The sequence below is a fragment of the Methylobacterium sp. HMF5984 genome, from assembly GCF_045033435.1.
In the GTDB taxonomy this organism is placed as follows: domain Bacteria; phylum Pseudomonadota; class Alphaproteobacteria; order Rhizobiales; family Beijerinckiaceae; genus Methylobacterium.
Genome location: NZ_JBJFLN010000001.1, coordinates 5,125,689 through 5,152,036 on the forward strand (window position 1 = coordinate 5,125,689; position 26,348 = coordinate 5,152,036).

General features: G+C 68.6%; 37 protein-coding genes. 32 read left to right on the top strand and 5 right to left on the bottom strand.

Going from position 1 to position 26,348, the window contains the following annotated elements; genetic code table 11:
* Window positions 1–2 precede the first annotated feature (2 nt).
* The 3 genes from ACFZ8E_RS24925 to ACFZ8E_RS24935 form a co-directional block, all read right to left on the bottom strand.
* Complete coding sequence (locus ACFZ8E_RS24925) at window positions 3–338, bottom strand: hypothetical protein (protein WP_405044108.1); 336 nt, start codon at window positions 336–338, stop codon at window positions 3–5.
* Between the two features lies 1 nt (window position 339).
* Complete coding sequence (locus ACFZ8E_RS24930; RefSeq protein ID WP_405044110.1) at window positions 340–684, bottom strand: hypothetical protein; 345 nt, start codon at window positions 682–684, stop codon at window positions 340–342.
* A gap of 111 nt (window positions 685–795) precedes the next feature.
* Window positions 796–1,137: a hypothetical protein gene (locus ACFZ8E_RS24935; protein ID WP_405044112.1), complete on the bottom strand. Its 342-nt coding sequence runs from the start codon at window positions 1,135–1,137 to the stop codon at window positions 796–798.
* Between the two features lie 199 nt (window positions 1,138–1,336).
* On the opposite strand from ACFZ8E_RS24935, the gene ACFZ8E_RS24940 reads away from it, so the two are divergent.
* Window positions 1,337–1,594 carry a hypothetical protein gene (locus tag ACFZ8E_RS24940; protein ID WP_405044113.1) on the top strand — a complete coding sequence of 86 codons (258 nt, stop codon included), beginning with the start codon at window positions 1,337–1,339 and terminating at the stop codon, window positions 1,592–1,594.
* 7 nt (window positions 1,595–1,601) lie between these two features.
* Here the strand turns inward: ACFZ8E_RS24940 and ACFZ8E_RS24945 are convergent, their stop codons facing one another.
* Window positions 1,602–2,258, bottom strand: a complete 657-nt coding sequence (locus tag ACFZ8E_RS24945; protein WP_405044115.1) for an XRE family transcriptional regulator — start codon at window positions 2,256–2,258, stop codon at window positions 1,602–1,604.
* 17 nt (window positions 2,259–2,275) lie between these two features.
* Between ACFZ8E_RS24945 and ACFZ8E_RS24950 the strand changes: the two genes are divergently transcribed.
* From ACFZ8E_RS24950 to ACFZ8E_RS25040, 19 genes are all read left to right on the top strand, one after another.
* The gene (locus ACFZ8E_RS24950) at window positions 2,276–2,524 is read left to right on the top strand and encodes an XRE family transcriptional regulator (protein ID WP_405044116.1); all 249 of its coding nucleotides are present in this window, start codon (window positions 2,276–2,278) and stop codon (window positions 2,522–2,524) included.
* Window positions 2,521–2,748 carry a hypothetical protein gene (locus ACFZ8E_RS24955; RefSeq protein WP_405044118.1) on the top strand — a complete coding sequence of 76 codons (228 nt, stop codon included), beginning with the start codon at window positions 2,521–2,523 and terminating at the stop codon, window positions 2,746–2,748. Before ACFZ8E_RS24950 ends, ACFZ8E_RS24955 begins: the two co-directional genes overlap by 4 nt.
* Window positions 2,748–2,909, top strand: coding sequence for a hypothetical protein (locus tag ACFZ8E_RS24960; protein ID WP_405044119.1), 162 nt, complete (start codon window positions 2,748–2,750; stop codon window positions 2,907–2,909). The genes ACFZ8E_RS24955 and ACFZ8E_RS24960 overlap by 1 nt, the downstream gene beginning before the upstream one ends.
* The gene (locus ACFZ8E_RS24965) at window positions 2,906–3,472 is read left to right on the top strand and encodes a hypothetical protein (protein ID WP_405044121.1); all 567 of its coding nucleotides are present in this window, start codon (window positions 2,906–2,908) and stop codon (window positions 3,470–3,472) included. Before ACFZ8E_RS24960 ends, ACFZ8E_RS24965 begins: the two co-directional genes overlap by 4 nt.
* Before the next feature lies 1 nt (window position 3,473).
* The gene (locus ACFZ8E_RS24970) at window positions 3,474–3,626 is read left to right on the top strand and encodes a hypothetical protein (RefSeq protein ID WP_405044122.1); all 153 of its coding nucleotides are present in this window, start codon (window positions 3,474–3,476) and stop codon (window positions 3,624–3,626) included.
* A 307-nt stretch (window positions 3,627–3,933) separates the two neighbouring features.
* Window positions 3,934–4,419 (top strand): hypothetical protein, encoded by a 486-nt coding sequence (locus ACFZ8E_RS24975; RefSeq protein WP_405044124.1) that lies wholly within the window; start codon window positions 3,934–3,936, stop codon window positions 4,417–4,419.
* On the top strand, window positions 4,416–4,865 hold the full coding sequence (locus ACFZ8E_RS24980) for a hypothetical protein (RefSeq protein WP_405044125.1): 450 nt from the start codon (window positions 4,416–4,418) through the stop codon (window positions 4,863–4,865). The genes ACFZ8E_RS24975 and ACFZ8E_RS24980 overlap by 4 nt, the downstream gene beginning before the upstream one ends.
* Window positions 4,866–4,923: 58 nt before the next feature.
* Window positions 4,924–5,529: a DUF2829 domain-containing protein gene (locus ACFZ8E_RS24985; protein ID WP_405044127.1), complete on the top strand. Its 606-nt coding sequence runs from the start codon at window positions 4,924–4,926 to the stop codon at window positions 5,527–5,529.
* A 3-nt stretch (window positions 5,530–5,532) separates the two neighbouring features.
* Complete coding sequence (locus ACFZ8E_RS24990; protein ID WP_405044128.1) at window positions 5,533–5,880, top strand: hypothetical protein; 348 nt, start codon at window positions 5,533–5,535, stop codon at window positions 5,878–5,880.
* Between the two features lie 29 nt (window positions 5,881–5,909).
* Window positions 5,910–6,188 (top strand): hypothetical protein, encoded by a 279-nt coding sequence (locus ACFZ8E_RS24995; protein ID WP_405044130.1) that lies wholly within the window; start codon window positions 5,910–5,912, stop codon window positions 6,186–6,188.
* Window positions 6,189–6,268: 80 nt separating this feature from the next.
* A complete protein-coding gene (locus ACFZ8E_RS25000) occupies window positions 6,269–6,925 on the top strand; it encodes a DUF2312 domain-containing protein (protein ID WP_405044131.1) in 657 nt (218 codons plus the stop codon).
* Complete coding sequence (locus ACFZ8E_RS25005; protein ID WP_405044133.1) at window positions 6,922–7,875, top strand: AAA family ATPase; 954 nt, start codon at window positions 6,922–6,924, stop codon at window positions 7,873–7,875. Before ACFZ8E_RS25000 ends, ACFZ8E_RS25005 begins: the two co-directional genes overlap by 4 nt.
* The gene (locus tag ACFZ8E_RS25010) at window positions 7,872–8,441 is read left to right on the top strand and encodes an MT-A70 family methyltransferase (protein ID WP_405044450.1); all 570 of its coding nucleotides are present in this window, start codon (window positions 7,872–7,874) and stop codon (window positions 8,439–8,441) included. The genes ACFZ8E_RS25005 and ACFZ8E_RS25010 overlap by 4 nt, the downstream gene beginning before the upstream one ends.
* The gene (locus ACFZ8E_RS25015; RefSeq protein ID WP_405044135.1) at window positions 8,438–8,671 is read left to right on the top strand and encodes a hypothetical protein; all 234 of its coding nucleotides are present in this window, start codon (window positions 8,438–8,440) and stop codon (window positions 8,669–8,671) included. The genes ACFZ8E_RS25010 and ACFZ8E_RS25015 overlap by 4 nt, the downstream gene beginning before the upstream one ends.
* A complete protein-coding gene (locus tag ACFZ8E_RS25020) occupies window positions 8,671–8,910 on the top strand; it encodes a hypothetical protein (protein ID WP_405044136.1) in 240 nt (79 codons plus the stop codon). The genes ACFZ8E_RS25015 and ACFZ8E_RS25020 overlap by 1 nt, the downstream gene beginning before the upstream one ends.
* Before the next feature lie 777 nt (window positions 8,911–9,687).
* The gene (locus tag ACFZ8E_RS25025; protein ID WP_405044137.1) at window positions 9,688–10,383 is read left to right on the top strand and encodes a hypothetical protein; all 696 of its coding nucleotides are present in this window, start codon (window positions 9,688–9,690) and stop codon (window positions 10,381–10,383) included.
* Between the two features lie 48 nt (window positions 10,384–10,431).
* Complete coding sequence (locus ACFZ8E_RS25030; protein ID WP_405044138.1) at window positions 10,432–10,842, top strand: MucR family transcriptional regulator; 411 nt, start codon at window positions 10,432–10,434, stop codon at window positions 10,840–10,842.
* Between the two features lie 40 nt (window positions 10,843–10,882).
* A complete protein-coding gene (locus tag ACFZ8E_RS25035) occupies window positions 10,883–11,230 on the top strand; it encodes a hypothetical protein (RefSeq protein ID WP_405044140.1) in 348 nt (115 codons plus the stop codon).
* A 105-nt stretch (window positions 11,231–11,335) separates the two neighbouring features.
* Window positions 11,336–12,010: a hypothetical protein gene (locus tag ACFZ8E_RS25040; protein WP_405044141.1), complete on the top strand. Its 675-nt coding sequence runs from the start codon at window positions 11,336–11,338 to the stop codon at window positions 12,008–12,010.
* 800 nt (window positions 12,011–12,810) lie between these two features.
* Here the strand turns inward: ACFZ8E_RS25040 and ACFZ8E_RS25045 are convergent.
* On the bottom strand, window positions 12,811–13,122 hold the full coding sequence (locus ACFZ8E_RS25045) for a hypothetical protein (RefSeq protein WP_405044143.1): 312 nt from the start codon (window positions 13,120–13,122) through the stop codon (window positions 12,811–12,813).
* A gap of 135 nt (window positions 13,123–13,257) precedes the next feature.
* On the opposite strand from ACFZ8E_RS25045, the gene ACFZ8E_RS25050 reads away from it, so the two are divergent.
* From ACFZ8E_RS25050 to ACFZ8E_RS25105, 12 genes are all read left to right on the top strand, one after another.
* Window positions 13,258–14,199 (top strand): site-specific integrase, encoded by a 942-nt coding sequence (locus tag ACFZ8E_RS25050; RefSeq protein WP_405044144.1) that lies wholly within the window; start codon window positions 13,258–13,260, stop codon window positions 14,197–14,199.
* Window positions 14,196–14,381, top strand: coding sequence for a hypothetical protein (locus ACFZ8E_RS25055; protein ID WP_405044145.1), 186 nt, complete (start codon window positions 14,196–14,198; stop codon window positions 14,379–14,381). Before ACFZ8E_RS25050 ends, ACFZ8E_RS25055 begins: the two co-directional genes overlap by 4 nt.
* A complete protein-coding gene (locus tag ACFZ8E_RS25060; RefSeq protein WP_405044146.1) occupies window positions 14,378–14,584 on the top strand; it encodes a hypothetical protein in 207 nt (68 codons plus the stop codon). Before ACFZ8E_RS25055 ends, ACFZ8E_RS25060 begins: the two co-directional genes overlap by 4 nt.
* Window positions 14,584–15,060, top strand: a complete 477-nt coding sequence (locus ACFZ8E_RS25065) for a sterol desaturase family protein (protein WP_405044147.1) — start codon at window positions 14,584–14,586, stop codon at window positions 15,058–15,060. Before ACFZ8E_RS25060 ends, ACFZ8E_RS25065 begins: the two co-directional genes overlap by 1 nt.
* 109 nt (window positions 15,061–15,169) lie before the next feature.
* A complete protein-coding gene (locus tag ACFZ8E_RS25070) occupies window positions 15,170–15,487 on the top strand; it encodes a hypothetical protein (protein ID WP_405044149.1) in 318 nt (105 codons plus the stop codon).
* Window positions 15,487–16,125: a putative metallopeptidase gene (locus ACFZ8E_RS25075; RefSeq protein WP_405044451.1), complete on the top strand. Its 639-nt coding sequence runs from the start codon at window positions 15,487–15,489 to the stop codon at window positions 16,123–16,125. Before ACFZ8E_RS25070 ends, ACFZ8E_RS25075 begins: the two co-directional genes overlap by 1 nt.
* Before the next feature lie 7 nt (window positions 16,126–16,132).
* Entirely contained in the window at window positions 16,133–16,603 is a 471-nt protein-coding gene (locus ACFZ8E_RS25080) for a DUF2280 domain-containing protein (protein ID WP_405044150.1), read from the top strand.
* Complete coding sequence (locus tag ACFZ8E_RS25085) at window positions 16,593–17,906, top strand: PBSX family phage terminase large subunit (protein WP_405044152.1); 1,314 nt, start codon at window positions 16,593–16,595, stop codon at window positions 17,904–17,906. Before ACFZ8E_RS25080 ends, ACFZ8E_RS25085 begins: the two co-directional genes overlap by 11 nt.
* Entirely contained in the window at window positions 17,903–19,861 is a 1,959-nt protein-coding gene (locus ACFZ8E_RS25090) for a portal protein (RefSeq protein ID WP_405044153.1), read from the top strand. Before ACFZ8E_RS25085 ends, ACFZ8E_RS25090 begins: the two co-directional genes overlap by 4 nt.
* Window positions 19,862–19,922: 61 nt before the next feature.
* The gene (locus ACFZ8E_RS25095; RefSeq protein ID WP_405044155.1) at window positions 19,923–20,951 is read left to right on the top strand and encodes a hypothetical protein; all 1,029 of its coding nucleotides are present in this window, start codon (window positions 19,923–19,925) and stop codon (window positions 20,949–20,951) included.
* A 129-nt stretch (window positions 20,952–21,080) separates the two neighbouring features.
* On the top strand, window positions 21,081–21,386 hold the full coding sequence (locus tag ACFZ8E_RS25100; RefSeq protein WP_405044157.1) for a hypothetical protein: 306 nt from the start codon (window positions 21,081–21,083) through the stop codon (window positions 21,384–21,386).
* A 4-nt stretch (window positions 21,387–21,390) separates the two neighbouring features.
* Complete coding sequence (locus ACFZ8E_RS25105) at window positions 21,391–25,998, top strand: hypothetical protein (protein ID WP_405044158.1); 4,608 nt, start codon at window positions 21,391–21,393, stop codon at window positions 25,996–25,998.
* Window positions 25,999–26,348: the final 350 nt, after the last annotated feature.

A 26,348-nucleotide genomic window follows, 5' to 3' on the forward strand; every position in this document is an offset into this window, starting at 1 on the left:
GGTCAGACGTGGATGAAGCGCCGCCCGGTCGGGGCGGATTCCCGGAGGCCCGGGCTGCGATCGCGGATGGGGGTGACGTCGGAGCCGGCGAGCGCGTCGCGGCGGGCCTGGACCCACTGGCCGGCGTGCTCGGCCATCGCGGCTTCGGCGGCGGCGAACGCCGGGCTCGGCCCGTGCTCGGCCATCGCGACGGCGCGGTCGGCCTCGGCGAGGCGGTAGGCGGCCTCCCGGGCGCGGCAGCCGGCGCGGAAGCGCTCGGTCGAGAGGCGGAGGTCGTCGGGCAGCGCCGACGCGCTGATCGTGGCGTCGGCCGGGGTGCGGAGTTTGGGGGCGGCCATGTCAGCGGCCCTCCATCATGCGGTCGTCGCGGTCCGCCTCGGCGCGGCGCTCGGCTGCGTCGGACTTGTCGCTGTCGTTCTGCTCGGCAGCGTGGGTGACGAGGCTGTCGAGCAGACCTGCCGCGGCCTCGATCCAACCTGAGAGCCATTCGGGTACGGAAAGGTGCTCGCCGTCGCGCAAGATGCGGACTGCCGTAACCTCGGCGGTGTCACCGGCCGGCGGCTCGTCCCAAGAGCCCTTGGAGCCGGGATGAAACTCGTAATCGACCGCGAGAACGAGCTGCTGCTCGCCACCGTCCCAAAGGGAGAGGTCGAGGCCGGTGATGAAGGTGCGAGTGCGGGCCATCACTGCCCCCAGCCGTAGCGGGCCTGCCCGGCGCAGAACGCCAGGCCGCCGAGGGTGAGGGCCGCGCAGATCGCGAAGCCGATGATCTGGAGGTCAGAGAGGGCGGCCATGTCAGGCGGCCTCAGCGAGGGCGGCGTTGGCCTCGATGCGCAGCGCGTCGAGGACGCGAGCCTTGTCGGCCTCGGGCAGGTTCAGGAAGTTCGCCCAGAGGTGCTCGCTGACCTCCCCGGTGGAGAGGAAGCCGCAGAACGACATGATGTCCTGGTCGGCGTAGCGCGGGCAGTTCTGGACCATCGCCAGGACGCGGAGGAGCACCTGACGGGTCGGGGTGAACGCGGCCTCAAGCGCGGCGATGGCGGCGTCAGGGGTGACGGTGCCGTGCTCGCTGGCGTGGCGCTCGGCGGCCGCGTGGTTGTCGGCGACGATCTCGGAAGGGGTCGGAACTTTGGGCACCGGAGGGCTCCATCGGCTCGGTGAGCGGCGATGGACATGTTGTGCCCTATGTGGGCACGACGTGCAAGCCCATAATGGGCACAATTATGCGATGCTGGTTTTCCACCGTTGTCCACAGCCTAAGCCCGACTTGGGCACGGACCGTTGATTTGTTCCTTTTTTGTTCTCAACCTAGGGAGGTCCAAGCGGGAGGATCTTGATGGCTCAGACCACGTGGCACGCCGTACAGCCCTACGTCCGAACCAGGCTGGGGAGGGACGACATGGCTCCGATCCAGCCCTGTCAGAGCGCCGAGGGCGCTCGCCGCTTGGCGGAGAGGCTTGTGGAGAGCGGTTCGGCGATCGGCGCCGTTGCGCTGACGCGCGTCGTGGATCTTGAGGAAGGTGAGTACGCCGATCCGGAGGTGCTAGCCTCCTTCGGACGCGTGCCCTGCGAGGACGTCGACCTGCCGTTCTAGAACGTCGTCAGCGCGGCTTGATCCATGCGACCTTCGCCGACCATTCGACCTCCTCGTCACGAAGGGGCTCGAATCGGCCAGTGGAGATGAGGTCGAAGGTGCCGGGGTCTTTGCCGCGGAACACCCGCTTCACGTACACCCGATCGTCGGGCAGCCAGACGACGCAGATTTCACCCAGCCACTCGTTCGGGATGCCGGCGACGCGGGCGTCGTAATAGATCAGCCACCCGTCCTCGGCGACGCCGGGCATCGAATCGCCCCGGACGCGGACGGCGACGGTCTCAGGAGGTGCACCGGGCGGTCGATCCGTCCCCTCGGATGCCCCCTGGCCCTCTCCACTGTACGTGACGACACCGCCAGCCCCGACGTCTCCCACGACCGGCACTTCGTCCTTCGCGGTGGTCACCAGCTGGCCAGCATCCACGCCGAGCGCGGCTGCCGCACGACTTATCCACACGTCAGAAAGACGGCGCGCCCCGCCCTCCAGCTTCGCCAGCTGGTTGCGGGTCGTGCCCATGCGCTCGGCCATTTCGTCCTGCGACCAGCCGCGCTTTTTCCTCAGGGCGCTCAGATTGTTCTGCATACGCCGCATTGTGCCCAGGGGCGCCAGCCGATTGCAGAGCACAAGATGGGCACGTTCTTCGATTGACGATGTGCCCATCATGGGCATATATCGAGCCCATGCAGCTCGATCCCTACCTCCGCGAGAAGAAGCTCACTGATGAGAGCTTCGCTGCCCTGCTTGGGCCCGACGTTTCGACGTGGGCCGTGCGGAAGTGGAGGTATGGCCAACGGGTCCCTCGTCTCGCGATGCAGCAGCGGATTTCCGCCGCCACCGAAGGCGCGGTCACCGCGAACGATTTCGTGGCCGCGGCGATCGCTGCCGACCGCCGCCGCGAGGATGCCGCCCACACCGGAGCAGCCGCATGACCCGCCCCCGCACGCTCACCGCGCGCGGCGTTGCGACGGAAGCCGGCCTCCCCTGGGCGACGGCGCAGATCCGCGCCGGCATCCTGCACATCGATTCCCACGGTCTGCCGCGGCCGGTCACGACCGCTGAGGGCCGGCACTTCGCCGCCCGCCTGCTCGCCCTCTGCGACGAGGTCGATGCGCGCAGCCGGACCGGCGCCGTCATCTCGCGGGACGGCCTGTGATGCCGGTCCGCGCCTCCTCGTCCCTCATGCGCGGCCTGATCGTGGCGTTCCTGATCGCGCCGTTCGTGTGGCTCGCGATCGCGCTGATCGTCGTCGCTGGCGGGTCGCTGGCGCTGTGGGTCGCCGACCTGCCGCTGATGCCGTGGAGCCCGCGGTCGTGAGCGCGCCCCTCCCCCATTCCGAGATCCGCACCACCAACGGCCTGGCCGGCCGGGTGCGGCGGGACGCCTGCGCTGCCGACCCCATCGTCACAGCAGGCGTCCCAACCCTTTCACCGCGTATCCCGGCCTCCGACCAGCGTCAGGAGGGTCAGCCGGCCCATCCGGTGGCGGCCCCCTCCGACCTGGGGCTCGCGATGCAGCCGTTCGACCTGACGCAGTGCGCCTACGCCCTTGAAACCCTGCTGCCAGGCCTGGGCGAGGAAGACGTTCGACGGCAGCGGCTCGCGAACCTGCTGTCGCTGGCCGAACCCGGTTCGGATGCCGCCCTCGGTGCGGCCGTCGAAGCCTGTCGTCTGCATGTCGTCCTCAAGAACGTGGCCGCGCTTGCTGACTTCCTGGCGCGCGCGGCGATCTACCAGGACGAGTTGCTGACCGTGCTCCAACATTTGGAGCGTGGCGACTCGGTTCGCATCGTGGTCACCGCGAATTCGTGCGGGACCGTTACTGAATTCGTGGGCGGGGGTGACGTCGTTGCCTTCGCTCCCGTCGAGCGGGTGGCCTGACATGGCACCCTGGCTCGCTGTCCTCTTCGCTGCGCTCTCGGCGCTGGGCCTCGCGCAAGCCGGCCTGTCCGGTTCGCTGCGCGCGCTCGTCTTCGGCCTCGCAGACGCCCTGCTCGCCCTCGGCTTCTTCGCCGGCGGGGTGCTGCCATGGTGACCCTTTCCCATCGCGCCGGGCTCACCGGCCGATCGCGCGCCCGTTCGTTCCGACCTGTCGTCGGGTGCGCGTCCCCTTTGGACCTTCCCGCCGTGCATCCGGATCAGGCGCGCCAACGCCTGCCGGCCCCGTCGGGTCGTGTTCTCGTCTCGCGTGATCGCCTGAGCTTCCCGGCCGTCGATCTCGCTCGTGTCGCCGCCGCGTTTCTCTTTCCTCTGCTGCACGTCGCGGCTCCCGTTGCTGTGAGTCTCACAGACCACGGGAGATTTCGCGAATGCGCGAAAAGATCAGGGCAGCCGAGCCCATGATGACGGCCGACCAAGCGCGCGAGGAAGTCCGCTCGCCCCTCGACATCCTCGTGCAGCACCACGTCGCGCGCGGCACGCCGCGGATGAGCGCCTACGGCCGCGTCGGCACGCTGATCGGACGCTCGCCCGCCTGGGTCCAGCGGGTGCTCGGGCGCCGCCCGGACGCGGTGATCGGGCTGCACGACGCCCTCAACATCAAGGCCGCCTACGCGCGGCTCTGCATCAGCATCGAGGCCTCCGCAGACGCGACGGCGGCCCGCAACAACGCGCTCCGGGAGGAGATCCATGCAGCTCTTCAAGCTGATCCGGCGGCTCGTCCACGAACGCCGGGAGGAGCGCCGGCTGCGGGCGCAGCTGCGCGCCGTCCAGGACGGTCGCCCGCATCCGCACTGGTCCGCTCGCCTGCTGCGTCGGGTGTGCCGGCAGCGGCGGATCCGAGCCTGAACGACCTGCCGCTGTGGCGGGCGCTGAACGAGGGAGAGTGACGATGGTGGATGGTGGCGATCAGGCGCGCGCGTTCAATTCCGGATCCTATGGAGCCAAGACGGCACCGCAGAGTGGCCAGTACGTCGAGGGCCGGAAGACCCTGGGCAGTTCGGGTGAGGTGAAAGGCGCGACCGGGGCCGGCCCGACGCTAGCGGGCGTCGTCGAACTCGCGGCCATCGCGCGCAAGTTCGGGATGGAGCGCTGCATCACCATCGAGGATCTCGCGAGCCGAGCGATATCGATCGCTACCCGGATCGCTGGTTCCTATCCGTGTGGCGCGCCCCCCGGCGATTCGCGCGTGGATGGTGAGCGGGTCGAACCGCACTCGGCCCTGGATGCGCTCGTGCGCGAGGTCGTTGCTGTGCGCGAGCCGCTGTCCCGCATGGATCAACCGCTGAACGATCTCTCCGCCGCCCTCGACGTGCTCGAGCGCTCGATCGGCTGACGTCGCCCTCACCGGGCGGCGCGCGGCGTCGCTCGGCTCACCCTCCAGGAGCACGAGCATGGACACGTTCAAGCCGACCCATGTCAGCCACAAGATGGTGGAGGCCTACCCGCTCGTCCGCCTCAAGCTCGACCAGGCCGACGAGCGCGCGCTGATCGCGGTGGTCGAGAAGGATGGCGCCGAGGCGTCGATCAAGGTGCCCGGCGACATCACCGCGCGCGGCGCGCCTCAGCCGGGCAGCATGCTCGTCCGCTACATGCCGACGGAGGCAGAGCCGGACGGCTACCTCGCATTCTCGCCGCGCAGCGCCTTCGACGAGGGCTACCGGGCGATCCCCCCGCACGAGCACCACAAGTCGTACGAGGGCGGTGGCCGCGGTCTGACCTTCGGGCAGGCGATCGAGCAGCTGAAGGCTGGCGATCGCGTTGCGCGCGATGGGTGGAACGGCAAGGGCATGTTCCTGCTGCTCGTACCCGGCTCCACCGGCCTCACCGTCGATGAGGGGCGCCCGCTGGCGAGAGCCGGCATCCCGGTCGGCACGACCTTCAACTACCTGCCGCACATCGACATGTGGACGGCGCAGGGCGACTTCGTGCCGTGGCTCGCCAGCCAGACCGACATGCTGGCCGAGGACTGGTGCGTCGTCAGCGGCAAGGCGGCCTGACCAATGGCCGCCTTCCTCCCGAACGTCGAACTGACCTTCCACGTCGAGGCGCACCCGATCGTCTCCGTCGGCTCGCGGGCGGTGATGATCGAGTTGCCGAACGGCGACACGCGTCCGGTGCCGATCCCGACCTCGTTCGGCGACCGCCCACCGGCCGTCGGCGACATGCTGATCCGGTTCGACGGCGGCTTCCTGATCCACCGCCCGGCGGACCTCGTCTTCCGGGACGCGATGCCGCTCGACGCGAACCTCGTCGAGGCCGCCCGCCCGCTGGCGCGCACGCCCGTCGTCGAGGAGCCGCTGGTGCCCCGGCGCGACGCCGGCCTGCCGCACGGCCGCCCGCACCCCTGACCTTCCCCCGTCACCCTGAGGAGAGCCCCGTGTCGAATCCCCTGTCCAAGCTCGTCGAGTTCTTCCGCATCCAGATGAGCGGCGCGCCCGTCGAGCACGTCGAGGCGGCCGTCGCCGGCATCGAGAAGCACGTCGAGGCGGAGATCTCGGACGCCGAAGCCCGGATCAAGGCCGACGTGCTGGCCGAGGTCGATCGCGTTCTCGCCGAAGTCGGCTTGGAGCGCACCGCGGCCCCGACGCCCGCGGCGCCGGCCGCTGCCGACCCTGCCCCGCCGGCGCCCGCCACCGAGGCGCCCGCCGCGGCCTGACCTTCCCCAGAACGAAAACCGCCCGGCCTGCTGGGGAGCATGGCGCCGGGCGGATCACCGAGATTGTCTTGGAGGAACCAATGAGTAGGCGCCGAAAGTCGGAAGATCAAGCTACCTCGAATCACGACACAGTTGCAGAACTTCGTTCGTATGCAGAACGGATTGTCCGCATCGAAGGAGAACGCAAAGAACTGGCTGGCGATATCAAGGAGATTAAGAACGAGGCGGCCGCGCGCGGCTTCGATAAGAAGGCGCTCGCTATCGTTGTCGCCACCATGCGTGAGACGGCCGAGGAGCGTGCCGCCCGCATTGAGACCGCTGCGTTGGCCGATGTCTATCTTGCCAGCCTGGGCATGCTTGGCGGCACTCCACTAGGGGACGCCGCTCGTCGTCTGTTCGACCCGATCGCTGACCCGGACGGCTATGCCGCCGCGACCGACGATGATCCGGACCGCGACGACGATGATGCCGGTGCGGCGCCCGTCGAGACCGCGGAGCCGCCGGCCGGCGCCATGAGCGAGGAGACCATCGCCACGGCGCGTGATCAGGGCTCTGCTGCAGCAGCAGCCGGTGAGCGTGTATTTGCAAATCCATTTGTCGCCGGCGATCCGCGCCGCGCCGCCTGGGATGAAGGCTGGTGCGTCCAGAAGGGCTCCGATGGCATGGAGATCCCTGACGCGTTCCGCAGGAAGAAAAAGCCCGCCGCCGACGAGGCCGGTGAAGGGGCGTCGTCATGACCACAGTGCGCGAGATGGCCCCCGGTCGAGCTCTGCGTGGCCGTGCAGCCGCCGAGGAAGCAAGCGCAGCGCAGCGCCTTCGGACCGAACTCGGGCCGATGGTCGACGTGCGCGAATCCAAGGAGGCAGAGGAGCCAATCCTTGGGCCGCGGGTACGTGCCGCCATTCTCGGATGGCTCGCGGAGATACATGCCGCCGCTGATCTTGCCGCGGTTGGGGTGAAGCCGCGGAGCACCGCCTTGCTCTACGGGCCGCCCGGCTGCGGAAAGACGACGCTGGCCCACCATCTCGCGGCGCGTCTCGGCGTGCCGCTGGTCATCGTTCAGGCCGAGCAGTTGGTGGAGGCAAAGCTCGGAGGTACGGGCCGGGCGATCGCTGATCTGTTCGACGGGCTCGCAAAGGTCGGCGCGCCCTGCGTCGTCCTCATGGATGAGATCGACGCGATTGGCTCGGAGCGTAGCAACGACGATCAGGCCTGCTCGCGCGAGATGAATGCGGCGCTGACGACGCTGCTACAGAAGATCGAGGCGTTCGGCGGCCGGCTGATCGCAGCCACCAACCGGCACGACAAGCTCGACAAGGCGCTGTGGCGACGGTTCGGCCTCCAGATTGATGTCGCACTGCCGGGCGACGAGGAGCGCTGGTCGATCCTCAAGCGCTACGGTTTGCCGTTCGATTTCGACGATGACACGATCGATGCGCTTGCGGAGATTACCCGTGGCGCGGCCCCCTCGTTGCTGCGGCAGACCATGGAAGGGATCAAGCGGACGCTGGTCCTCGGCGAGCGGCTTCGGCTGCCGGTGAACGATCCTGGGGCGGTGCTACGCATCGTCATCGAGCACGCCCGGCCGCACCCGGATTACGAGCCTCCGCCCCTATGGGCTGACCCATCCCTTGCACGGATGTTCGCGCCTGAGGCGTGGCCGCCGACCCGTGGCACTACGCCATGACGTGGCCGTTCGGCGATCTCCAGCCCTTCGGCTTCGATCTCCTCATGGCCGATCCGCCGTGGGCGTTCGCGCTCCGCTCCGAGAAGGGCGAGGGCAAAAGCGCCCAGGCGCAATACGCCTGCATGCCGCTTGACGCGATCAAGGCCCTCCCGGTCGGGCAGCTCGCCCGCGGCGACGCCTTCCTCTGGCTTTGGGCCACGAACCCGATGCTGCCCCAGGCGCTCGAGGTGATGGCCGCGTGGGGCTTCACGTTCTCGACGGCTGGCACGTGGGTGAAGACCACGAGCAGCGGCAAGCTCGCCTTCGGAACCGGCTACGTCCTGCGCTCCGCCTCCGAGCCATTCCTGATCGGCAAGTTCGGCCGGCCGCGCGCCGGGCGCTCGGTCCGCAGCGTGATCATGGCGCCTGTCCGCGAGCACAGCCGCAAGCCCGACGAGGCCTACGCCGCGGCTGAGGCGCTGGCGCCGGACGCGCTGTGCCGCGCCGACCTGTTCTCGCGCGAGACGCGGCCCGGGTGGAAGGCCTGGGGCAACGAGGTAGGCCGCTTCGACGAGGTGGCGGCATGACGTTCGCCGATCACCCATGCTTCGCCGCCGGCACGCCCGGCGTGTTCACGCGCGGCGAGGCGTGCGCCAGCCTCTCGGCCTCCATCGCCAAGACGCCTGAGGCACGCGAAGCCTTTCTCGCGCTCGGCGACCCCCACGACCCGGCCCGCCGCGCCCGCGCGCTGGCGGTGCTCGACGCCTTACCCCCGAAGCTCCAGGCCAAGATCGCAACCATGGAGGCGCGGCCGTGATGGATCTCCAGACCCTCGACCGCTCGCTGTCCGGTGCCATCGCGGCGTGCGGCCACGATCCTGTCGCTGCCGACGACCTGCTCGCGAAGCTGGTGGCGTCGGCCGGCCTGCTCATCGCCTACCGCACGGCCGGCGATGCGCCGCTGGCGCGGGTCCTGTGCGAGCGGGCAGCCGTCGGTGTGGTCCGTGAGACCTGGGCGCAGACCGGGATGCTGGCGAACCTGCGGGGGATGCTCTGATGGCGATGTCCCCCGCGATGATCGACGCCATGGTCTCGGCCGGCCTCACCGCCGAGCAGATGGCTACGCTCCTGAAGGCGCAGCTAGCTGCCGAGGCGAGCGCTGTCGACGAGAAGGCTAGGCACCGCCGCGAGGCGACGGCCGAACGGGTCCGCCGGCACCGTGAAACGCATCGTAACGCCAGTAACGCGCGTAACGCGTTACCCTCTTCCGCCCCCCCTGGTGGTCCCCCTCTTCCCCCTGCACCCCCTACACCCCCCCTTAACCCCCCCGCCATCCCCGGTTCCGACCCTACCGGGTCGGCGGCGGGCGCCGCTGGCGAGCAACGGGACGGGTCCGAGGAATGCGACGGGGCCGGCGACGCTGAGGGACCGAACGCGGTTCGACGCATCCTGCTCGGTCGAGGCGTCGACCTGGTCTGCGCGAACACGGGACGGTCGAAGCACTCGGCACGCGCCCTGATCGGGCACTGGCTCGGGATCGCCCGGGACGAGGCGACGGTCGTGCTGGCCACGATCGAGGAGGCCGACGGGCGTGAGCTGATCGACTTCTCGTCCTGGGTCGGGGCGCAACTTCGGCAGCGGCGCGACCGCGGACCGGATGACGATCCCCCATCGGGCCGCCGGTCGCCACCGCCCCGCGACCGTCCATCCGGCTTCGCCGGCCGCCTGATCCGCCTCCACGAGCAATCCCTGACCGGGGCTTACGATGTCGAACCGCCTTCCGTCGACGCGAACGAACCTTCCGCAGAGCCTACCCGAGGCGAGGATCGAGGCCTTGCATGGTCGGCTGGAGGCTCATCCCGCCCATCCGACGCGCTACTGCGTGCCGCGGGCGAAGGCGGCCACGACAGCCGAGCGTCACGCGCTCTCCGCATGCGCCGAGCGGCTGGAGGCTGAATTGGCCCCGTGGCGCCGCACCCCGCCCGGGGCTGATCGTCCGACCGCCGACCATCTCGCGGTCGACGCGATCGTGACCCGGATCCTGACCGGATTCGAGCAGGGGCGCGGGCGCAGCGACGACGAGACCGACGTGCTGGTCGGTGAGTACCTCGACGGGCTGAAGGGCTTCCCCCTGGCGGCGATCCACGCGGCGGCCGAGCGGTATCGGAACGACACGACGCTCGAGCCCAGGAATCGTCGGTTTCGTCCCTCGCCCGGCGAGTTCGCCGCCGAGGTCCGCAAGGGTCTGATCGCGCTGCGCACGAGGCTGCTGCACGTCCGCCGGGTTCTCGACGCCGAGGTCTATGACCCGCCGACGGAGGCCGATGCCGCGAAGGTGCGCGAGGCGACCGCCGCCTACCTGTCGGGCCGCGGTTTCCCAACGGATGGGGGCCGGCCCGCTCCAGCGCCGGAAGAGGTCACCGCCGCGCGCGAAGCCAGCCTTCGCGAGATGGGTGCGGCCGCCGCCCGGTCCTTCGACGCCGGCACGCTCGCTCGCCTGAATGCGCGGCTCGACGCGCGGCGGCCCTGATCCCTTACCGCGCGCCGCGGTCCGGCGCCTGACCCCGAGGAGACCACGATGCCCGAAGCCCACGACCTCACGACCCACACCGCCCGGATCGCGGCGGCTTACGTCTCCGGCAACCGCCTGCCGGCCGCCGACCTGCCCGCGGCGCTGCGGACTATCCATGGCGCACTCGCCGGCCTGGGCCAGCCCGCAGCGGCGCCCGCGCGCGCCAAGCCGACCGAGGCGCAGATCCGCGCCTCCATCCGCCCGGACGCGCTCGTGAGCTTCGAGGACGGCAAGCCCTACAAGACGCTGCGGCGGCACCTGACGATCCGGGGCCTGTCACCGGCGGACTATCGCCGGAAGCACGGCCTGCCGATCGACTATCCGATGACGTCGGCGGAGTACGGCGCCCGGCGCTCGGAGATCTCCCGGCGGATCGGGCTGGGACGCCGCGCGCCGGTCCTGCAGGCTGCCGAATAGTCCCGAGGCTTGATCGAACCGCCGGGAGAGGCCGGCATGCGTGACGCATTCACCGACGCCGGGGCCGCGGGCCCTGGCCTACCCGCCGCGCTACAGCCACCGACAGGTCGTCGCTTGGGTCGCATCCGGTCTCACCGACAAGCCGCCGATGCCGGGGTTCGGCGAGGCGCCGGCGGACCTACGGATGCGGCGGCTCGTCGAGAAGCACGTCCCGGAGCGGGAGCACCGCGAGCAGCTGAAGGCCTGGTGCCGGTCGCACATGGATGAGGGCGCATTCCGGGAGGCCTGCCGGCTGCGGGGTTGGAACCGCACCTCGGCCCAGCGGCACGTTGATCTCGCCCTCGCGCAGATCTTCCTCGTCATGTGCCTCGCCGACGGCGAACCGTAGGGTGCGTCAAAAACTGAATACAATCGCTCTTGACCACTGTGCCATTTTGGTCCGACCCCGGAAATACGGGCCCGGCAACGACGCCGGACCATAGGGGAACGCACCGTGACCGCGTCGGCCAGCCAGTCGTCCAGCACCACCCGCAGCATCCGGATCGCCACCACCACGGCCGAGCGCCGCCGCGCGAAGCAAGGCCGCCTCGGTCCGCTCACCGCCCGAGACGTGCATGTCGAGGTCGGCGAGGCGTCGATCGCCGATCCCTACGCGCCGGGCAGCTATCGCATCGGGCAGGTGAACCGTCGGGTCGATGTCCTGTCCCTCGAACACACCGCCGGTCGCATCTCGGACTCGCAGTTCCTGGTCGGCCGGATGATCCAGGCGGTGTTCGAGCGCGGGTCCGGCGCTAAGCTCGGATCGGGCGGATGGAACCCGGGCGGGTCGCGCGATCAGACCATCGCCCACGAGCTGCAGATCATCTTCGCGATCGAGGACGCCGAGAAGGTCAAGAAATTCGTCGGCCGGCTCGAGCGCGCGATCGGCGCCGTCGGTACCCGCTTCCTCCGCGCCGTCCTCTCCGAGGGTCAGACCTTCTCGTCCTACGCCAAGGCCCGCGGCAAGAGCAGCGAGCGCGATGCCGGGCAGGTCGCGGCGCACTTCCGCTACCTCCTCGAAGGGCTGGTCGAGCAGCAGCACACCGCGACCGGCGCGGGGCGGTCGGTGCCGGACGATCAGTACGCGGCCCGGGCTCGGGAGATCGCGCGGCTCAGCGCCGATGCCTGAGCCTGAGGTCCTTCCCGGGCAGGTCTGGCGCCTCTGGGGCGAGACCTGGATCATCGACGCCGTCCGCTGGGACGGCTGGGAGCTCACCGCCTACTGCTCGAAGCGGCGAGGGCCGAACGCTCGTGGGATGCCGGATACGCTGCAGATGCCGGCGAGTTCGATCGCGCGGAGTGGCACGCTTAAGATGCGGGCTTCCGAGACAGCCTGAGATCGCTGTGCCAGCATGTGCTCCTCAAAAGGAGGCCGGCATGAACTGGGTATCATTCACGCAGCGGAAGCCAGGTGGCGGGGAAAGGTGGGTCGAGCTGAACATGGCTCTGGCCTGGAAAATCTGTCCCGATAGAGAGGGTACCGGGTCCATTATCCACTTCATCACGCCTTCTAGCGGCGGGAGTGCGCACGAGATGGTTCTGGAGCCTTCGAACAAGGTGGTGGAGATGACGAAGGCTGCCGCCGGCAAGGCTCCTTGACCCCGCGGGCCAACCCTGCCAAATCACCACCGTCGGAAGACATGCGCCCGGGGCTCACAAGCCGCCGGGCGTTTGCATTTCCGCCTTGGTCGCCTCGGCGACATTCCCCCCTAGGCTGCCGTCCCTGCCTCCCCGGCATGTGCAGGACGAACACGGCGGCCGACCTCAGCATGCCGTGTGAGCGCTGCGCCGGGAAGGCGCTCACGACCCGTCCTCGGCTTCGAGCGTTCGAGGGGACGGTTGGCACCCGAAATGCTCCTCCCGGCGCGCCGCTACAGGATTGCCGCCGCCGGGACCGTTTCGCCCGCAAGGGCATCCCCGCGAACCTGCTCAACAGCTTAGGCGTTCTCCTCGGAGACGTGAGCGCAGTTCCGTGCCATGATCGGTTCCACGATGACGGATCGCGAGACAGCCGAGCGGGTCGATGACCTGTTCCGCATAGCGGATCGGCTCCGGGTCCCGGGCCACCGCAACAGCGTCGAGACGTTTCTGGGCGAGCTCGGCGAACTCCGCATCGGTCTTTCCCGCCTTCATCGCGACCTGACCGGCGCCGACCCGGCCCGCACCTTCACCGCGAAGCGCCCGTCCGTCGCCGCGTTTCCGGCCGGCGCGATCGCCGGCACCCGCGCCGTCGTCCAGCATCGGAGCCGGCCCCGCGCCCGGCTCGCCGCTCGGGCCTGATCCGCGTCGGTCCCTGCGCTCTGCGCAGACGCACGATAATTGCCCTTCTTGTGCACCCAAACGGGGTTTTCCAGCATGTCCGGAGGCGCAGTTATCGTGCGTCCGGCGACGGATGCGGCGACCCTTCCTGATGCGCTCGACGAGGCCGCGGCCGGGTTCGCGGCAGCCTCGAAGTCGGCCGCGACCCGCCGGGCCTACGCCGCCGACTGGCGCGACTTCCTCGGCTGGTGCGCCGAGCATGGTGAAACCACCATACCCGCCTCGGGCCGCACGGTCGGGCGCTACCTGACCCATCTCGCCGGCCTCGGACGTTCGGTCTCGACGATCGACCGCCGGGCCGCCGCCATCGCCGCGGTGCACCGCGCCGCCGGCCATACCGCGCCGACGGCGCTCGAAGAGGTCCGGTCGATCCTGACCGGCATCCGCAACACGCTCGGGCGCCGCCCGGACAAGAAACAGGCCCTCACCGCCGACCTGGTGGCGAAGGTCGTGAAGCGGATCCGCGGGACGGACCTCGCGAGCCACCGCGACCGCGCGCTGATCCTGCTGTGCTTCGGCGCGGCGCTCCGCCGGTCCGAGCTCGTCGCGCTCGACGTCGCCGACCTCGAGCGCCACCGCCGCGGTCTCCTCGTCCGGATCGGCAAGAGCAAGACCGACCAGCAGGGCATGGGCCGCTCGGTCGCGATCCTCGACGGCAAGCTGAAGATCCCCGCGGCGGTCGCAGCTTGGCTCGAGGTCTCGGGCATCGCCGACGGCCCGGTGTTCCGCGGCGCCGACCGCGGCCGGCTCTCTGCCGATCGCCTCACCGCCGGGCAGTTCGCCCGCATCCTGAAATCGCGCTGTGCGGCGGCCGGGCTCGACCCGGAGGCCTTCAGCGGCCACTCGCCCCGCCGCGGCTTCGCGACGTCGGCCGGCGACGACGGGGCCGACCTCCGGCTGACGGCCAAGCACATGCGCCACGCGAAGCTCGAGACGACGCTGGGCTACATGGAAGACGGCGAGCTGTTCCGCGAGAACGCCGGCCGGAGCTTCCTGTGAGCCCCGCGACCACCGCCCGCGCCCTCGCCGGGCTGAACGTCCAGCGCGGCCGCCCGACCGCCGCGCAGTGGGTCGATGTCCTGGCGCTGCTCGCCAACGCGACCCGCACGCCCCGGCACACGCTCCACGTCGAGTTCACGCCGGGCGGCTCGGCCCGGATCACCGAGAAGCCGTTCCGATGAAGCGCTACGTCACCCTGCTGCGCGAGCTGCTCGCGCCGGCGCCGGCCGCGCCCGTCGACGACGACGCGCCGATCGTCCACCGCGGCGAGCACGAGCTGTGCGCCGGCTTCGACCACCTCGGCGAGGACCGCGACCCGCCCCGCAAGCTTTCGGCCGACGAGGTCGAGCGCATGTGCGGCCGCCCGCTGCGGGTGCTCGGCTGATGTCGCGCTCCGCCTACTACACCGACTTCGTCGCGATGCCGGTCCTGGCGCTGGTGCTGATCGCCTTCGGCGGCGCGACCTTCTCCGGGATCGCGTTCGGCCTCGCTGCCTGGTCGCTCGCCGAATACGTGATCCACCGGCACCTGTTCCACGCGCTGCCGCTGTTCCGCGACGCGCACGACCTCCACCACGCCAAGCCGCACGCGCGGACCGGCGTCACCTCCTGGCACTCGCTCGGGATCTTCGGCGTCCTCGCGCTGGTGCTCTCCGCCGGCGTCCTGGCCGGGATCGCGCTGGGCTACCTCGCCTACATCACGGCGCACCACGCCGTGCATCACTGGACGATCGGGCCGCGCCATCCGCTCTACGGGCTGAAGATGCGCCACACGATGCACCACCGCGGCATCGAGGCGAACTTCGGCGTCACCACCACGCTCTGGGACCACGTGTTCCGGACCTACCGCGAGCGCCGCTGATGCCCCGCCTCTGCGCCCTCCTGCTGCTCGCCGGCATGGCGGCCGCAGCGACGTCCGCTCGCCCGCGCCCGGCGCGCTACGTCCATCCGCTCTCGCCGACGAGGCACTGATGCGCAACGTGGTTGGCCTCCGTCACGCCGCCTGCGTCGCGCTGATCCTGGTCGCCGGCTGGGGCTGGGTCTGGGCGTTCACGCCGGCGCACGCCGACACGATCGCCTACCGCATCGAGGTCCGTGCCTGCCGCGGCGCCGACTGCCGGCTCCTGCCAGTCTCCGCGCGGCGCTGGGCCGGTCGTTACGCCTGCCAGGGCCACGCCGAGACCATCGAGCGCTACGCCGACGCCCTGCCGCCGGTGCGCGGGCTGCCGAAGGGCGCCTGGACGATCCGGGCGCGCTGCGCGGCGGTCGACGGGATGGCGGGCGCGTGATGCAACGCCCGCGCCCGCCGGCAGACCTGCTGGGCGAAGACGGCGCCCTGACCCTCACGCCGGTTCGCCCGGACCACGATCTGCTGACTTGGATCCGCGCGACCTTCATCGACGAGGACGCGCCGCTGCTGAACGAGGATCACACGCACCTGCGCAGCGCCCGGCTCGGCGCCATCTGGTGCGCGGTGCCGAACGCCAAGCAGGGCAACAGCGTCGTCGGCATGTGCGAGACGACGGCGTTCATGGGGAATCGCTGGGCGAAGGCGCGGTTCGAGCAGCAGATCATGGGGTGGTTCGGCGTCATGCCGCACTTCCTGTTGACCTTCGATGCCGAGTTCGCGGACCGGTGCGACGACGCCACCTTCTGCAGCCTCATCGAACACGAGTTGTATCACGCGGGCCAGGCCAAGGACGCGTACGGCGCGCCACGCTTCTCGAAGACGACCGGCTTGCCGGTGTTCGAGATCCGCGGCCACGACGTTGAGGAGTTCGTTGGGGTGGTTGCGCGCTACGGCGTCGGCGCGGCCGCTGGCCAGACCGCGGCTCTGGTCGCCGCAGCCAACCGGGCCCCGATCGTCTGCGAGGCGGACATCGCCGGCGCCTGCGGGACCTGCGGTCGTCCCTTGAAGGGGCCTTGAAGGTCCGATGGCAGCCAATCCCCTTCCCGACGCGGTGAAAACCTTCGTCGTCCAACAGCTTGCCTGCTTCGAGACCCCCTCCGCGGTGGTGAAGACCGTCAAGGAAGAATTCGGCCTCGATGTCACGCCGCAACGGGTCGAGGCCTACGATCCAGGCAAGCGCGCCGGCGCCGATCTGTCCGAGGAATACCGTACGCTGTTCCAGGCCACGCGAGAGGCGTTCCTGGCGGACACGGCCGCGATCGGCGTCTCGCACAAGGTTGTCCGGCTCCGCACGCTCGCCCGGCTGATCGACACGGCTGAGAAGCGCGGCAACGCGGTGTTGGTGGCCTCGCTCCTGGAGCAGGTCGCCAAGGAGTGCGGAGACGCTTTCACGAACAAGCGCCAGGTCGAGGCGACCGGCAAGGGCGGCTCTCCGCTGATCGACGGCGGGATCACGGTCGCGTTCGTGCGGGCGCCGCCGGCCCATGCAGGTTGAGTTCCCGGAGAAGCTCGACTTCCTGTTCGAGCCGGCACGCTACAAGATCGCCTACGGTGGCCGCGGCGGCGCCAAGTCCTGGGGCTTCGGTCGCGCCCTGGTGATCATGGGCGCGCAGCGGAAGCTCCGGGTGCTCTGCGCTCGCGAATTCCAGAATTCGATCGCGGAATCGGCGCACGCGCTGCTCGCCCAGCAGATCGATCTCCTCGGCCTCTCGCGCTTCTACGATACGCAGGAGAAGCGGATCCTCGGCGTCAACGGCACCGAGTTCATCTTCAAGGGGCTCCGGCACAACGTCGCCTCGGTGAAATCGACCGAGGGTGTCGACGTGTGCTGGGTCGAAGAGGCCCGGACCGTCTCGAAGACGTCCTGGGACGTGCTGATCCCGACCATCCGCAAGGAAAGCTCGGAGATCTGGATCAGCTTCAACACCGAGCTCGAAGGCGACGAGACCTACCAGCGCTTCGTGAAGAAGCCGCCGACCGGCGCCCGCGTCGTCAAGATCGGCTGGGAGGACAACCCGTGGTTCCCGGACGTGCTCCGGCAGGAGGCGCTCGACCTCAAGGCGCGCGATCCGATCGCCTACGAGACGGTCTGGGGCGGCAACTGCAAGCAGGTCCTCGACGGCGCGATCTACGCGAACGAGATCCTCGCGGCCTCCCGTGAGAACCGGTTCACGAAGGTCGCCTACGACCCGTCGAAGCCGGTCCACACCTTCTGGGACCTGGGCCGGGCCGACAAGACGAGCATCTGGTTCGCCCAGATCGTCGGGTTCGAGTTCCGGCTGATCGATTTCTACGAGAACCGCGGCTTCGCGCTCCAGCACTACCTCGACGTGCTGAAGGCGCGCTCCGAGGGCAAGGACGGCGTCCCGGGCTACGTCTACGGCGAGCACTGGCTGCCGCACGATGCGCGGAACGAGTTGCTCGCCTCCGAGCGCACGATCGAGCAACAGATGTGGGCGGCCGGGCACCGCGTCCGGATCACCCCGAAGCTTTCGGTCGCCGCCGGCATCGACGCCGCCCGCAAGATCTTCGCCCGGTGCTGGTTCGACGAGGAGCGGTGCGCCGACGGGCTCCAGGCTCTGCGGAATTACCGCTACGAGGTCGACGAGAAGACGCAGGCCTTCTCGAAGAGCCCGCTGCACGATTGGGCCAGCCACGGCTCCGACGCCTTCCGCTACTTCGCCGTCGGCATCGCCGAGCCGCGCGAGGACGATGTCCCGCCCGACGGCCCCAACGACCGCTACGCGCGCCGCCGGCGCAGCGAGGCACAACCCTCAGGATCGGCATGGGCGCAATGAGCGACATCGACGACGATGCCGGCGCCGACGCGCGCTCGCCCGAGGAGCAGGCCGACCTCGACAACGAGGCGCTGTTCCGCCGGCTGAAGGCGTGGTTCCGCACCGACCGTGATGCGTCCTCGGCCTGGCGCGCCGAAGCACGGATCGACTTCGACATGGTCGCCGGCCACCAGTGGGCCCCCGAGGACGAGGCCGCCTTGCGCGAGCAGGGCCGCCCCCCGATCACGTTCAACCGCTGCCTCCCAATCATCAAGGCGGTGGCAGGCTCCGAGGTGAACAGCCGCCTCGACATCCAGTACCTGCCCCGCGAGGTCGGCGACGCAGCGCTGAACGAGCTGCTGACCGAGGGCTCGCGCTACCTCGCCGACGAGGCCGAGGCGGAAGACGAGGAATCGGACGCGTTCGTCGACACGGCGATTTGCGGCATGGGCTGGGTCGAGATGCGCCTCGACTACGAGACCAACCCTGACGGTGACTACGTCGAGGACCGGGTGAACCCGCTCGAGATGATCTGGGACGCCTCCGCGACGAAGCGGAACCTCGTCGACGCCCGCCGCCTCTTCCGCGCCAAGAGCATGGACATGGCCGAGGCGCGCGGCCTGTTCCCCGATGCGGATCCCGAGGACCTCGACGCGGCCTGGGCCGAGGATCGCGACGGCGAGCAGCACCACCAGATCCGGCCGGGGCAGAAGCGCAGCGACCGCCCGGGCGACGTCTCGGACGGCACGTCGCGCGTCACCATCGTCGAGGCGGTGTGGTGGGAGCGCAAGCGCGTCGCCCTCGTGACCGACCCGACCACCGGGCAGACGCAGGAGATGGATGCGGCCAAGGCCGGCATCCTCGAACAGCGCGCGGCCGCGCTCGGGATGCAGGTCGACGTTCGCCGCATCACGAAGCGGGTCTACCGCCGCGCCTTCCTCGGCAACACGATCCTGAAGGAGACGGCCTCGCCCGCCGGCGATCGCTTCGCCTACGCCTGCATCACAGGCGACCGCGACCAGAACCGGAACTCGTGGTTCGGCATCGTGCGGCCCATGCGTGACCCGCAGCGCTTCGCGAACAAGTGGCTCTCGCAGACCCTCGACATGCTTAACCGCCAGGCCAAGGGCGGCGTGATGATGGAGAAGGGTGCGGTGCCGGATCAGGCGCAGTTCGAGGCGAGCTACGCCAAGCCCGGCGCCGTGACCTGGATCGCCGACGGCACGCTGTCCGGCGGCCGGATGAAGGAGAAGCCGCTGCCGGTCCTGCCGGCCGGGCACTACCAGCTGATGGAGTTCGCCATCGGCTCGATCCGCGACGCCTCCGGCGTGAACCTCGAACTCCTCGGTCAGAAGCAGAACGACCAGGCCGGCGTGCTGGAGTACCAGCGCAAGCAGGCCGCGATGACGATCCTCGCCTCCCTGTTCGACAGCCTGCGCCGCGCGCGCAAGCACATCGGCCGGGTGCGCCTCTACATGATCCAGACCTTCCTCTCGGACGGGCGCCTGGTGCGCATCGCCGGCGAGGGCGTGATGCGGATCGTGCCGATGCTGCGCGACCACACCGCCGGTGACTACGACGTGGTGATCGACGACGCGCCGTCCTCGCCGAACCAGCAGCAGGTCGTCTGGCAGACGTTCACCAGCGTCCTGCCGATCATCAAGGATATGATCACGCCGCAGGTCCTGCTCGAGGTCCTGCCCTACTCGCCGTTCCCCGACTCGTTCGTCGCCAAGATGCGCGAGCTGCTCGCCCAGCCGGCGCAACCGTCGCCGGAACAGCAGCAGCACCAGCAGATCGCCGTCCAGACCGCGCTCGCCAAGATCCAAGACATGACGGCCGGCGCGAACCTGAAGAACGCTAAGGCCGGCCGCGAGGTGGGCCTGACGCACCACGACACCCTCGACGGCTTCGCCAAGGTCGCGGCGATGGCCGCGCCGCCCCAGGCGCCCGCACAGGCCGGCTTCGCCGCCTGACCCCTTACGCCCGCCGGCGGCGCACGCCGGCATCCGTCTCCATCACGTCACGAGGATCCACATGAACGACCACGCCGAAGGCATGGGCGAAGACGCCTTCTCGACCGAAGATCAGGCCGCCTGGGACGCGATGCGCGAGGGCGGTGACGCCGCTCCGGAGCCCGTGGGCGCCGTCGAGCCGGCCGCCGCTGCGCCAATCGCCGCCGCGGCCGCCGAGCCCGCTGCCGCGGCTCCCGGCGAGGTCATCGACCCCGAGAACGAAGAGGGCGCTCCCGAGGAGAACAAGGGCAAGTTCGTCCGCCACGGCGCCTTCCATCAGGAGCGCGAGCGCCGGAAGGCCGTCGAGCGCCAGTTCGCCGAGCTCCAGGAGCGCCACGCCCGCGTCGACGAGCGGGTGCGCATCCTGTCGGAGGCAATGAACCGCCCGGCCCCGGCCGCCGCCGCCCAGCCCGCCGCCACTGTCGAGCCCGAGAAGGTGCCCGATCCCGCCGAGGACATCTTCGGGTACGTGAAGCACCTGGAGAAGCAGCTGGAGGCCGTGCGCACCGGCCAGACCCAGATGACCGAGGCGCAGAAGCAAGCCGAGACCCAGCGCCAGGCCGAGGCCGAGCGCAACACCGTCATCGGCCACTACCAGACCGACATCCGCACCGCGGTCGCTGCCGACCCGACCTTCGCCGACGCCTACGAGCACCTGTTCTCGGGCCGCGTGGCCGAGCTGCAGTTCGCCGCCGGCCTGACGCAGCAGCAGGCCGTCGAGACCGCCCGCGAGGAGGAATTCCAGCTGGTGCAGGCGGCGATCGCCCGCCGCGAATCCCCAGCCGCGCTGATCCTGAAGATGGCCAAGGGCCGCGGGTTCACCCCGAAGGCGCCCGAGCCGACCCCGGCCCCGGCCGCCCCCGCCGAGACCCCGGCCGAGCGCGCCGCGCGCATTAGCAAGGGCCAGGAGGCGTCGTTGTCGCTCTCGGCCGCCGGTGGCTCGCCGGCCGGGGAGATCACGCTGGAGATGCTGGCCAGCATGAGCGAGGCGGACTTCGCCAAGCTCGAGAAATCCAACCCGGGCCGCGTCCGCGCCCTGATGGGGGGCTGATGGGCTGCCGATCCGACACAGTAGACGCCCCGAATCTTGGCTCATGACGTGTCCACAGGGGCGTCGGTAATGCCGATCACAAGCGCCCCGGCTTATGATAGCTCTGGTCTATCGATCTTGGAGTTTATCATGCGCACCATCAATGTGCTGCCGCTGCTTGCGTTGCTGATGCTGCCAGTGCCGGCCGAGGCTCAGGCGAGTCCGGCGTACCGCTCGTCGAGCCCGATCACGCCGGGCACCCCGGTCCCCTTCGGCGATGGCGTTGCGTTCGCCTGCTCGGCTCCCGGGACCGTCCGCCTCGTGATGCAAGACGGGACGTTCCTCGATTTCTATGCGCAGGTCGGGACGGCGATCGTGGATTCGCTCGCCGCGAAGGACGTGAACGCCGGCGCGACCACGGCGACCTGCTCCGTCTCCGTCCTGCGCCGGTACTGACGCCATGGCTATTCGCCCGACCAACATCTTCGGCGGTGGCTCTGGCCCGTCGGGCGCGGCGCGTACCAACGCCGGCCTGACCTACACCGCCACCGGCCTCAAGGTTGGCTCCACGGCCATTCTCTACGGCAACGGCACGCAGCTCTCGTCTGTGACCGTGGATGGCACGGGCAAGGCGACGTGGACGCTGGGGACGGCGCCCGTGGCCGGGACGAACATCACCTATGACGGTGTGGTGGTTGGGTCTGGTGGTACGATACCGGCAGGCCAATTCGTGGCCACAAGTCTCGGCGTCTATCTTGATAACGCCAGGGGTTCGGGCCAGCTTTTCCAAGACTTCATCGGCACCCCGGTTGCCTACGGTGACCAGCATATCGGACGCGCCAGCCTGTCCGACATGACGGGCTCGTTTCCGTTCGGTGCTGGCTTGATCCAGTGGGTTGGGCCTCAGTATGTGGCGGTCCCTCTGGTACCAACCGGTGGAACGCTCGCCGCCGCTGCTAATGGCGACTACAACGCGACCTTCACCGCAATCGCGCAGGGTATTATTGCCAACCGGCCCGGTCTTACGGCTCTGACAGCTCGCATCGGTTGGGAGTTCAACAACAACTTCCAGCCGTGGGGCACGCAGCCCGGCGGCGTGGTTGGCACGGCGTATACCGTCGATCAGCTCAACGCGTTTTACGCCACGGCTTTCCAGAAAGCCGCTACAGCCTTGCGCGCAGTTTTCGCTGCGGCCGGCATAACCTTCCGCGCTGCATGGGTGCAGAACCTCGGCGAGTTCGACGCGGCGCCTGCATACCCTGGCGATGCCTACGTCGATGTCATCGGCTGCGACGCCTACCAGACGCAGTACCTCAAGCTCCAGAGCACCGACCCGAACAACGCCCTGTCGGTCTGGAACGATATGCTCAACCGGCCCTTCGGGCTTCAGGTGAGCCGAGACTTTGCCCGCGCGCACGGGAAGCCATTCTACATCCCCGAGTTCGGCGTTCAGCGCGATGATTTCGCCCCGATCGTTCGAGCAGCTTACGATTGGTGTACGGCTCAGCAAGTCGAGAGCATCGGCTGGTGGGACTCCAACTCCGATTACCCGAGCAAGGTGTCTGACGGCTCGCTGCCGAACATCGGCGCAACGCTGCGGAACTGCTTCAACCCGGCTCAGTACCCGACCTCGGCGCCTGTTGCGGTCTCCCAGGTTCCAAACCTCCTGCTCCCTCCGGTCATCACCGGATCGAACACTTCGGGCGGTATCGCCGTGTGCTCGTCGGGTGTCTGGGGCAAGATCCCGACCGGCTACACCTATGCGTGGCAGCGGAACGGCGTCACGATCTCGGCCGGCACGACTGCGTTGAACGGCAAGTCGAACAGCTACAACCTCGTAGACGCGGACATCGGGCAGGTCATCACCTGCTCGGTCACGGCCACGAACGGAGTCGGCGCGAGCCTCGCGTCGGTTGCTTCGCGCATCCCTGTCGTCTTTGCGCCGATCACCAACTTCCCGGATCAGACCGACTATCTCACGAACATCGTGGCGGGTAGCGGCGACCTGACGAACGCCGCTTGGAACAAGGCTGCTACGACCGTTGCTTCGGGCGCTCGCGACCTCTTCAACGGCACCACCGCACAGTACGTCTACGAGACGACGGCTAACGCTCAGCACGGCGTTAGCCAGACGTTCACCGCGACGCAGCTCCCGGCGGGCAACAAGCGCTACCTGCTTCAGACCAAGGTCAAGATGCTTGGTCGGCGCTACCTGCACGTCCAGTACAGCGACACCTCTTACGCTAACGGCTTCCAGGCGTTCATTGATCTCCAGACCAGCACCATCACCTACCAGTCCGGCGGCACCGGCGACGGCGGATCTCTGAACCGCATCACGGCGGTTCCGATGGCGAACGGCTACACCCGGATCGAGGCCGATTTCGTCAAGCCGAACGCTGCTGGCGCGATCTTCCAGATCCTGCCCGTGCCGACTGACCAGAACTACGGCGGCTTCGCGGGCGACACGACGCAGGGCGTGATCGTCCTCGGCGTCTCGCTGGTTGACCCGAGTGTGGCTCTGCCGACGCAGACTGCCGTCCCGGCCGTGACGACCAATCCAGTGACGTTCGGCGACACGACGCTGGCCGGGGCCGTCATCTTCGCCCACTACGGCACCTGGACCAACCAGCCGACCAGCTTCTCCTACGTGTGGAAGTCGGCTGGCACCGTCATCGCCGGCCAGACGGCCAACACGCTCACCATGACCTCGGCGCTTGTAGCATCGGGCTCGATCACCTGCGAGGTGACGGCCGTCAACAACTTCGGGTCCTCTGCCGCGGTCGCCGCCACCAATCTCGGCGACGTGACGGACTACTATCCGACCTTCCTCACGACGCAGAACTTCCCGACTGCGGACGTGCCGAAGACCCCCGCCGTCACGCCGGCCTATGGCACGCTCGCCACAGCCAATACCAACTTCATCGATATAGACTTCACGCCCGGTTCGGGATCGAACAAGATCAATACGCGCGAAGCTCTGGACTCGATCGCCTTCTACAACACGATCACCGGCAACCAGACGAACGCAACGGGACCGGACAACGACGATCCGACTGCCGGCGCTTGCTATGCCAAGATGCGGCGCTATCCGAAGGGCAGTCCGGCCGACCTTCACAAGTTCACGACCGATGGCCTGAAGCTCGGTGTCTATGGCGCCAACCGTGACGCGCAGCCCTATGCCAAGGGCCAGCTCTCTGCCGGCGGTATCCGCCTGGAGCCCAATTTATTCCCGGGCTGCACCATCGAAATCGTCTTCAAAGGGCCGACGCATAAGGTGGCATGGGCGCCGTTCTGGCTCTATCGCGGCGTTCAGCGGTCCCCGAAGCGGTTTGGCTCGAATGACCCATACTACAAGGTCACGAACCAGTACGTCACGAATGCCAACCTGACGGATTTCGCTAACAACGACTATAAAGAGATCGATATCCTCGATAACTTTGGAGACAAGCAATACGCGGCAGGTCGGACGATGTCTGCTGGCGTCATCACGAAGTCAGGTGCCATTGATGCCCGCAACGTCTACCCGTCTCGTCGTGAGTTCGTTGCTGCAAGTGACGGTTTCACGAACGAGACATCGACTTACGCGGTCATTGACGACAGTTCGGTTCCGGCTCGCAACATGGCGGCTGGGTTCCACACCCTGACACTTAGCTGGCCCAACGACGGCTCCAATTTGATCTATTACGCTCTCGACGGCGTGATCTTCGAAATGGATTATTGGGAGTTCTGGTCCTATAATTATACCGACCCAGTCGATGGGACGGTGCAGCCCGCGGGTATGCACCTGATCATCGGCGGCCAGGCTATCCCAACCTTCCACGCGGATGTCGTCGCCAACAGCGTCGGCCCCATGAACGTGGGCAGCGCCGACGCCCTCGCCGTCACCGTCAAGAGCATCCGGGCCTGGCGCTCGCCGCTTGTCCTGACGCGGACGGCCGGTACGCAACCGGGCGGCATGCTTGTGCCTGCCACCAACAAGCTCGGGACCGTCACGCCCTACGCCAAGGCCTACACCCTCACGGGTCCGGTCTCCGGCAACGGCATCGTGGGCGAGCCTGCCAACTTCGTGGTCAAGGCGTCGGGTCGCATCACCTCAGACGCCACGATCACTCCGGCCTCGACTGTCGCCGGCACGTTCAGCCCGACCACTGTGACACTGACGGCGGGCGACAATCCGCAGGCGGCATTCACCTTTACCCCCTCGACCACGGGTTCGGTGACGATCAGCACGACCAACAACACGCCGAAGCAGTTCCCCACCGATCCGGCCGGGGTCGCGATAACGGTCGCTGCCAGCACGCCTTACACCTTCACCAACACGGAGGCATCGAACTACGTCGCGGCGATGACGGTTCAGCCGAACAACACGCGCAAGGGGCTTATCGACAACCTCTACACCGCCCTCAAGGCAACTGTAGACGGCGCGACGCTTCTGTCTCTCAGCGACGAACTTCTGCTCAACGCTGCGCATACCGCTCAGGCGGCCACACTTAACGTGATCAGCCGGTCGTATGGTGACGCGACCATCGTCAACAACATGACCTTCACGGCCGACCGTGGTTTCACCGGGGCATCGTCGCCAACCGGCACGAGCGCGCTTGGCATCGACACGAACGTGGCGGGCAATCGGAGCGGCAACAAGTACACCCAGAACAGCGCGACCATCGGTGCGTGGCTCCTCAACGGTGGCAATGCGGGCGTGAACACGCTCGGCAACGGCACGTCTTCGATGACGATCCAGAACACCGCGACGAGCACGAAGGGTGTCATCAACGATGCCACGACGATCACGGCCACAACGACGAATAATATTGGCCTGACGTTGCTGACACGCTCGTCTTCTGCGGCGCGTCAGATCTACCGCAACGGCGCTTCGATCGGGTCTGATACGGTCGCCTCGACCCGGACGCCCGATGCAACGACGCTGAAATTCGGAAACTCCAATTCCGGGTTCCCGTCCAGCGCGCAATTTGCAGTGATGTACCAGGGCGGCTCGCTAACGGCGAACCAGCATACGGCGCTCTACAACGCTCTGCTTTCCTACTTGCAGGGCGTCGGCGCCGTCTGATCGCTAATGGCTTGCCATCGCCACCCTCACCATCTCAGCGCAGATCATCGTCTTCGCCGAGATGGTGATGGTGGCGCCTGAACTGCCCTGGCACGACTGAGGGCAACACGCACCTCGCCCGCCGGGCTTGACCCCGCGGGCGAACCCCGTCATCAGACCAGCGTCGCGAGACGTGCGGGCAGACTGCCTCGCTCGCGACCTCCATTTTCGACCGACCGGTACTTGATCGCACCCTGCATCTCGCGGGGCGCTTTCGCGTGTCCGGTCCCCTTCGCCTGATCGCCCGTCACGCGATCCGCACAGCCGCGTCAGAGCCTTCGTCCGCGCCACGCACGGCGCCCGTCCGACCA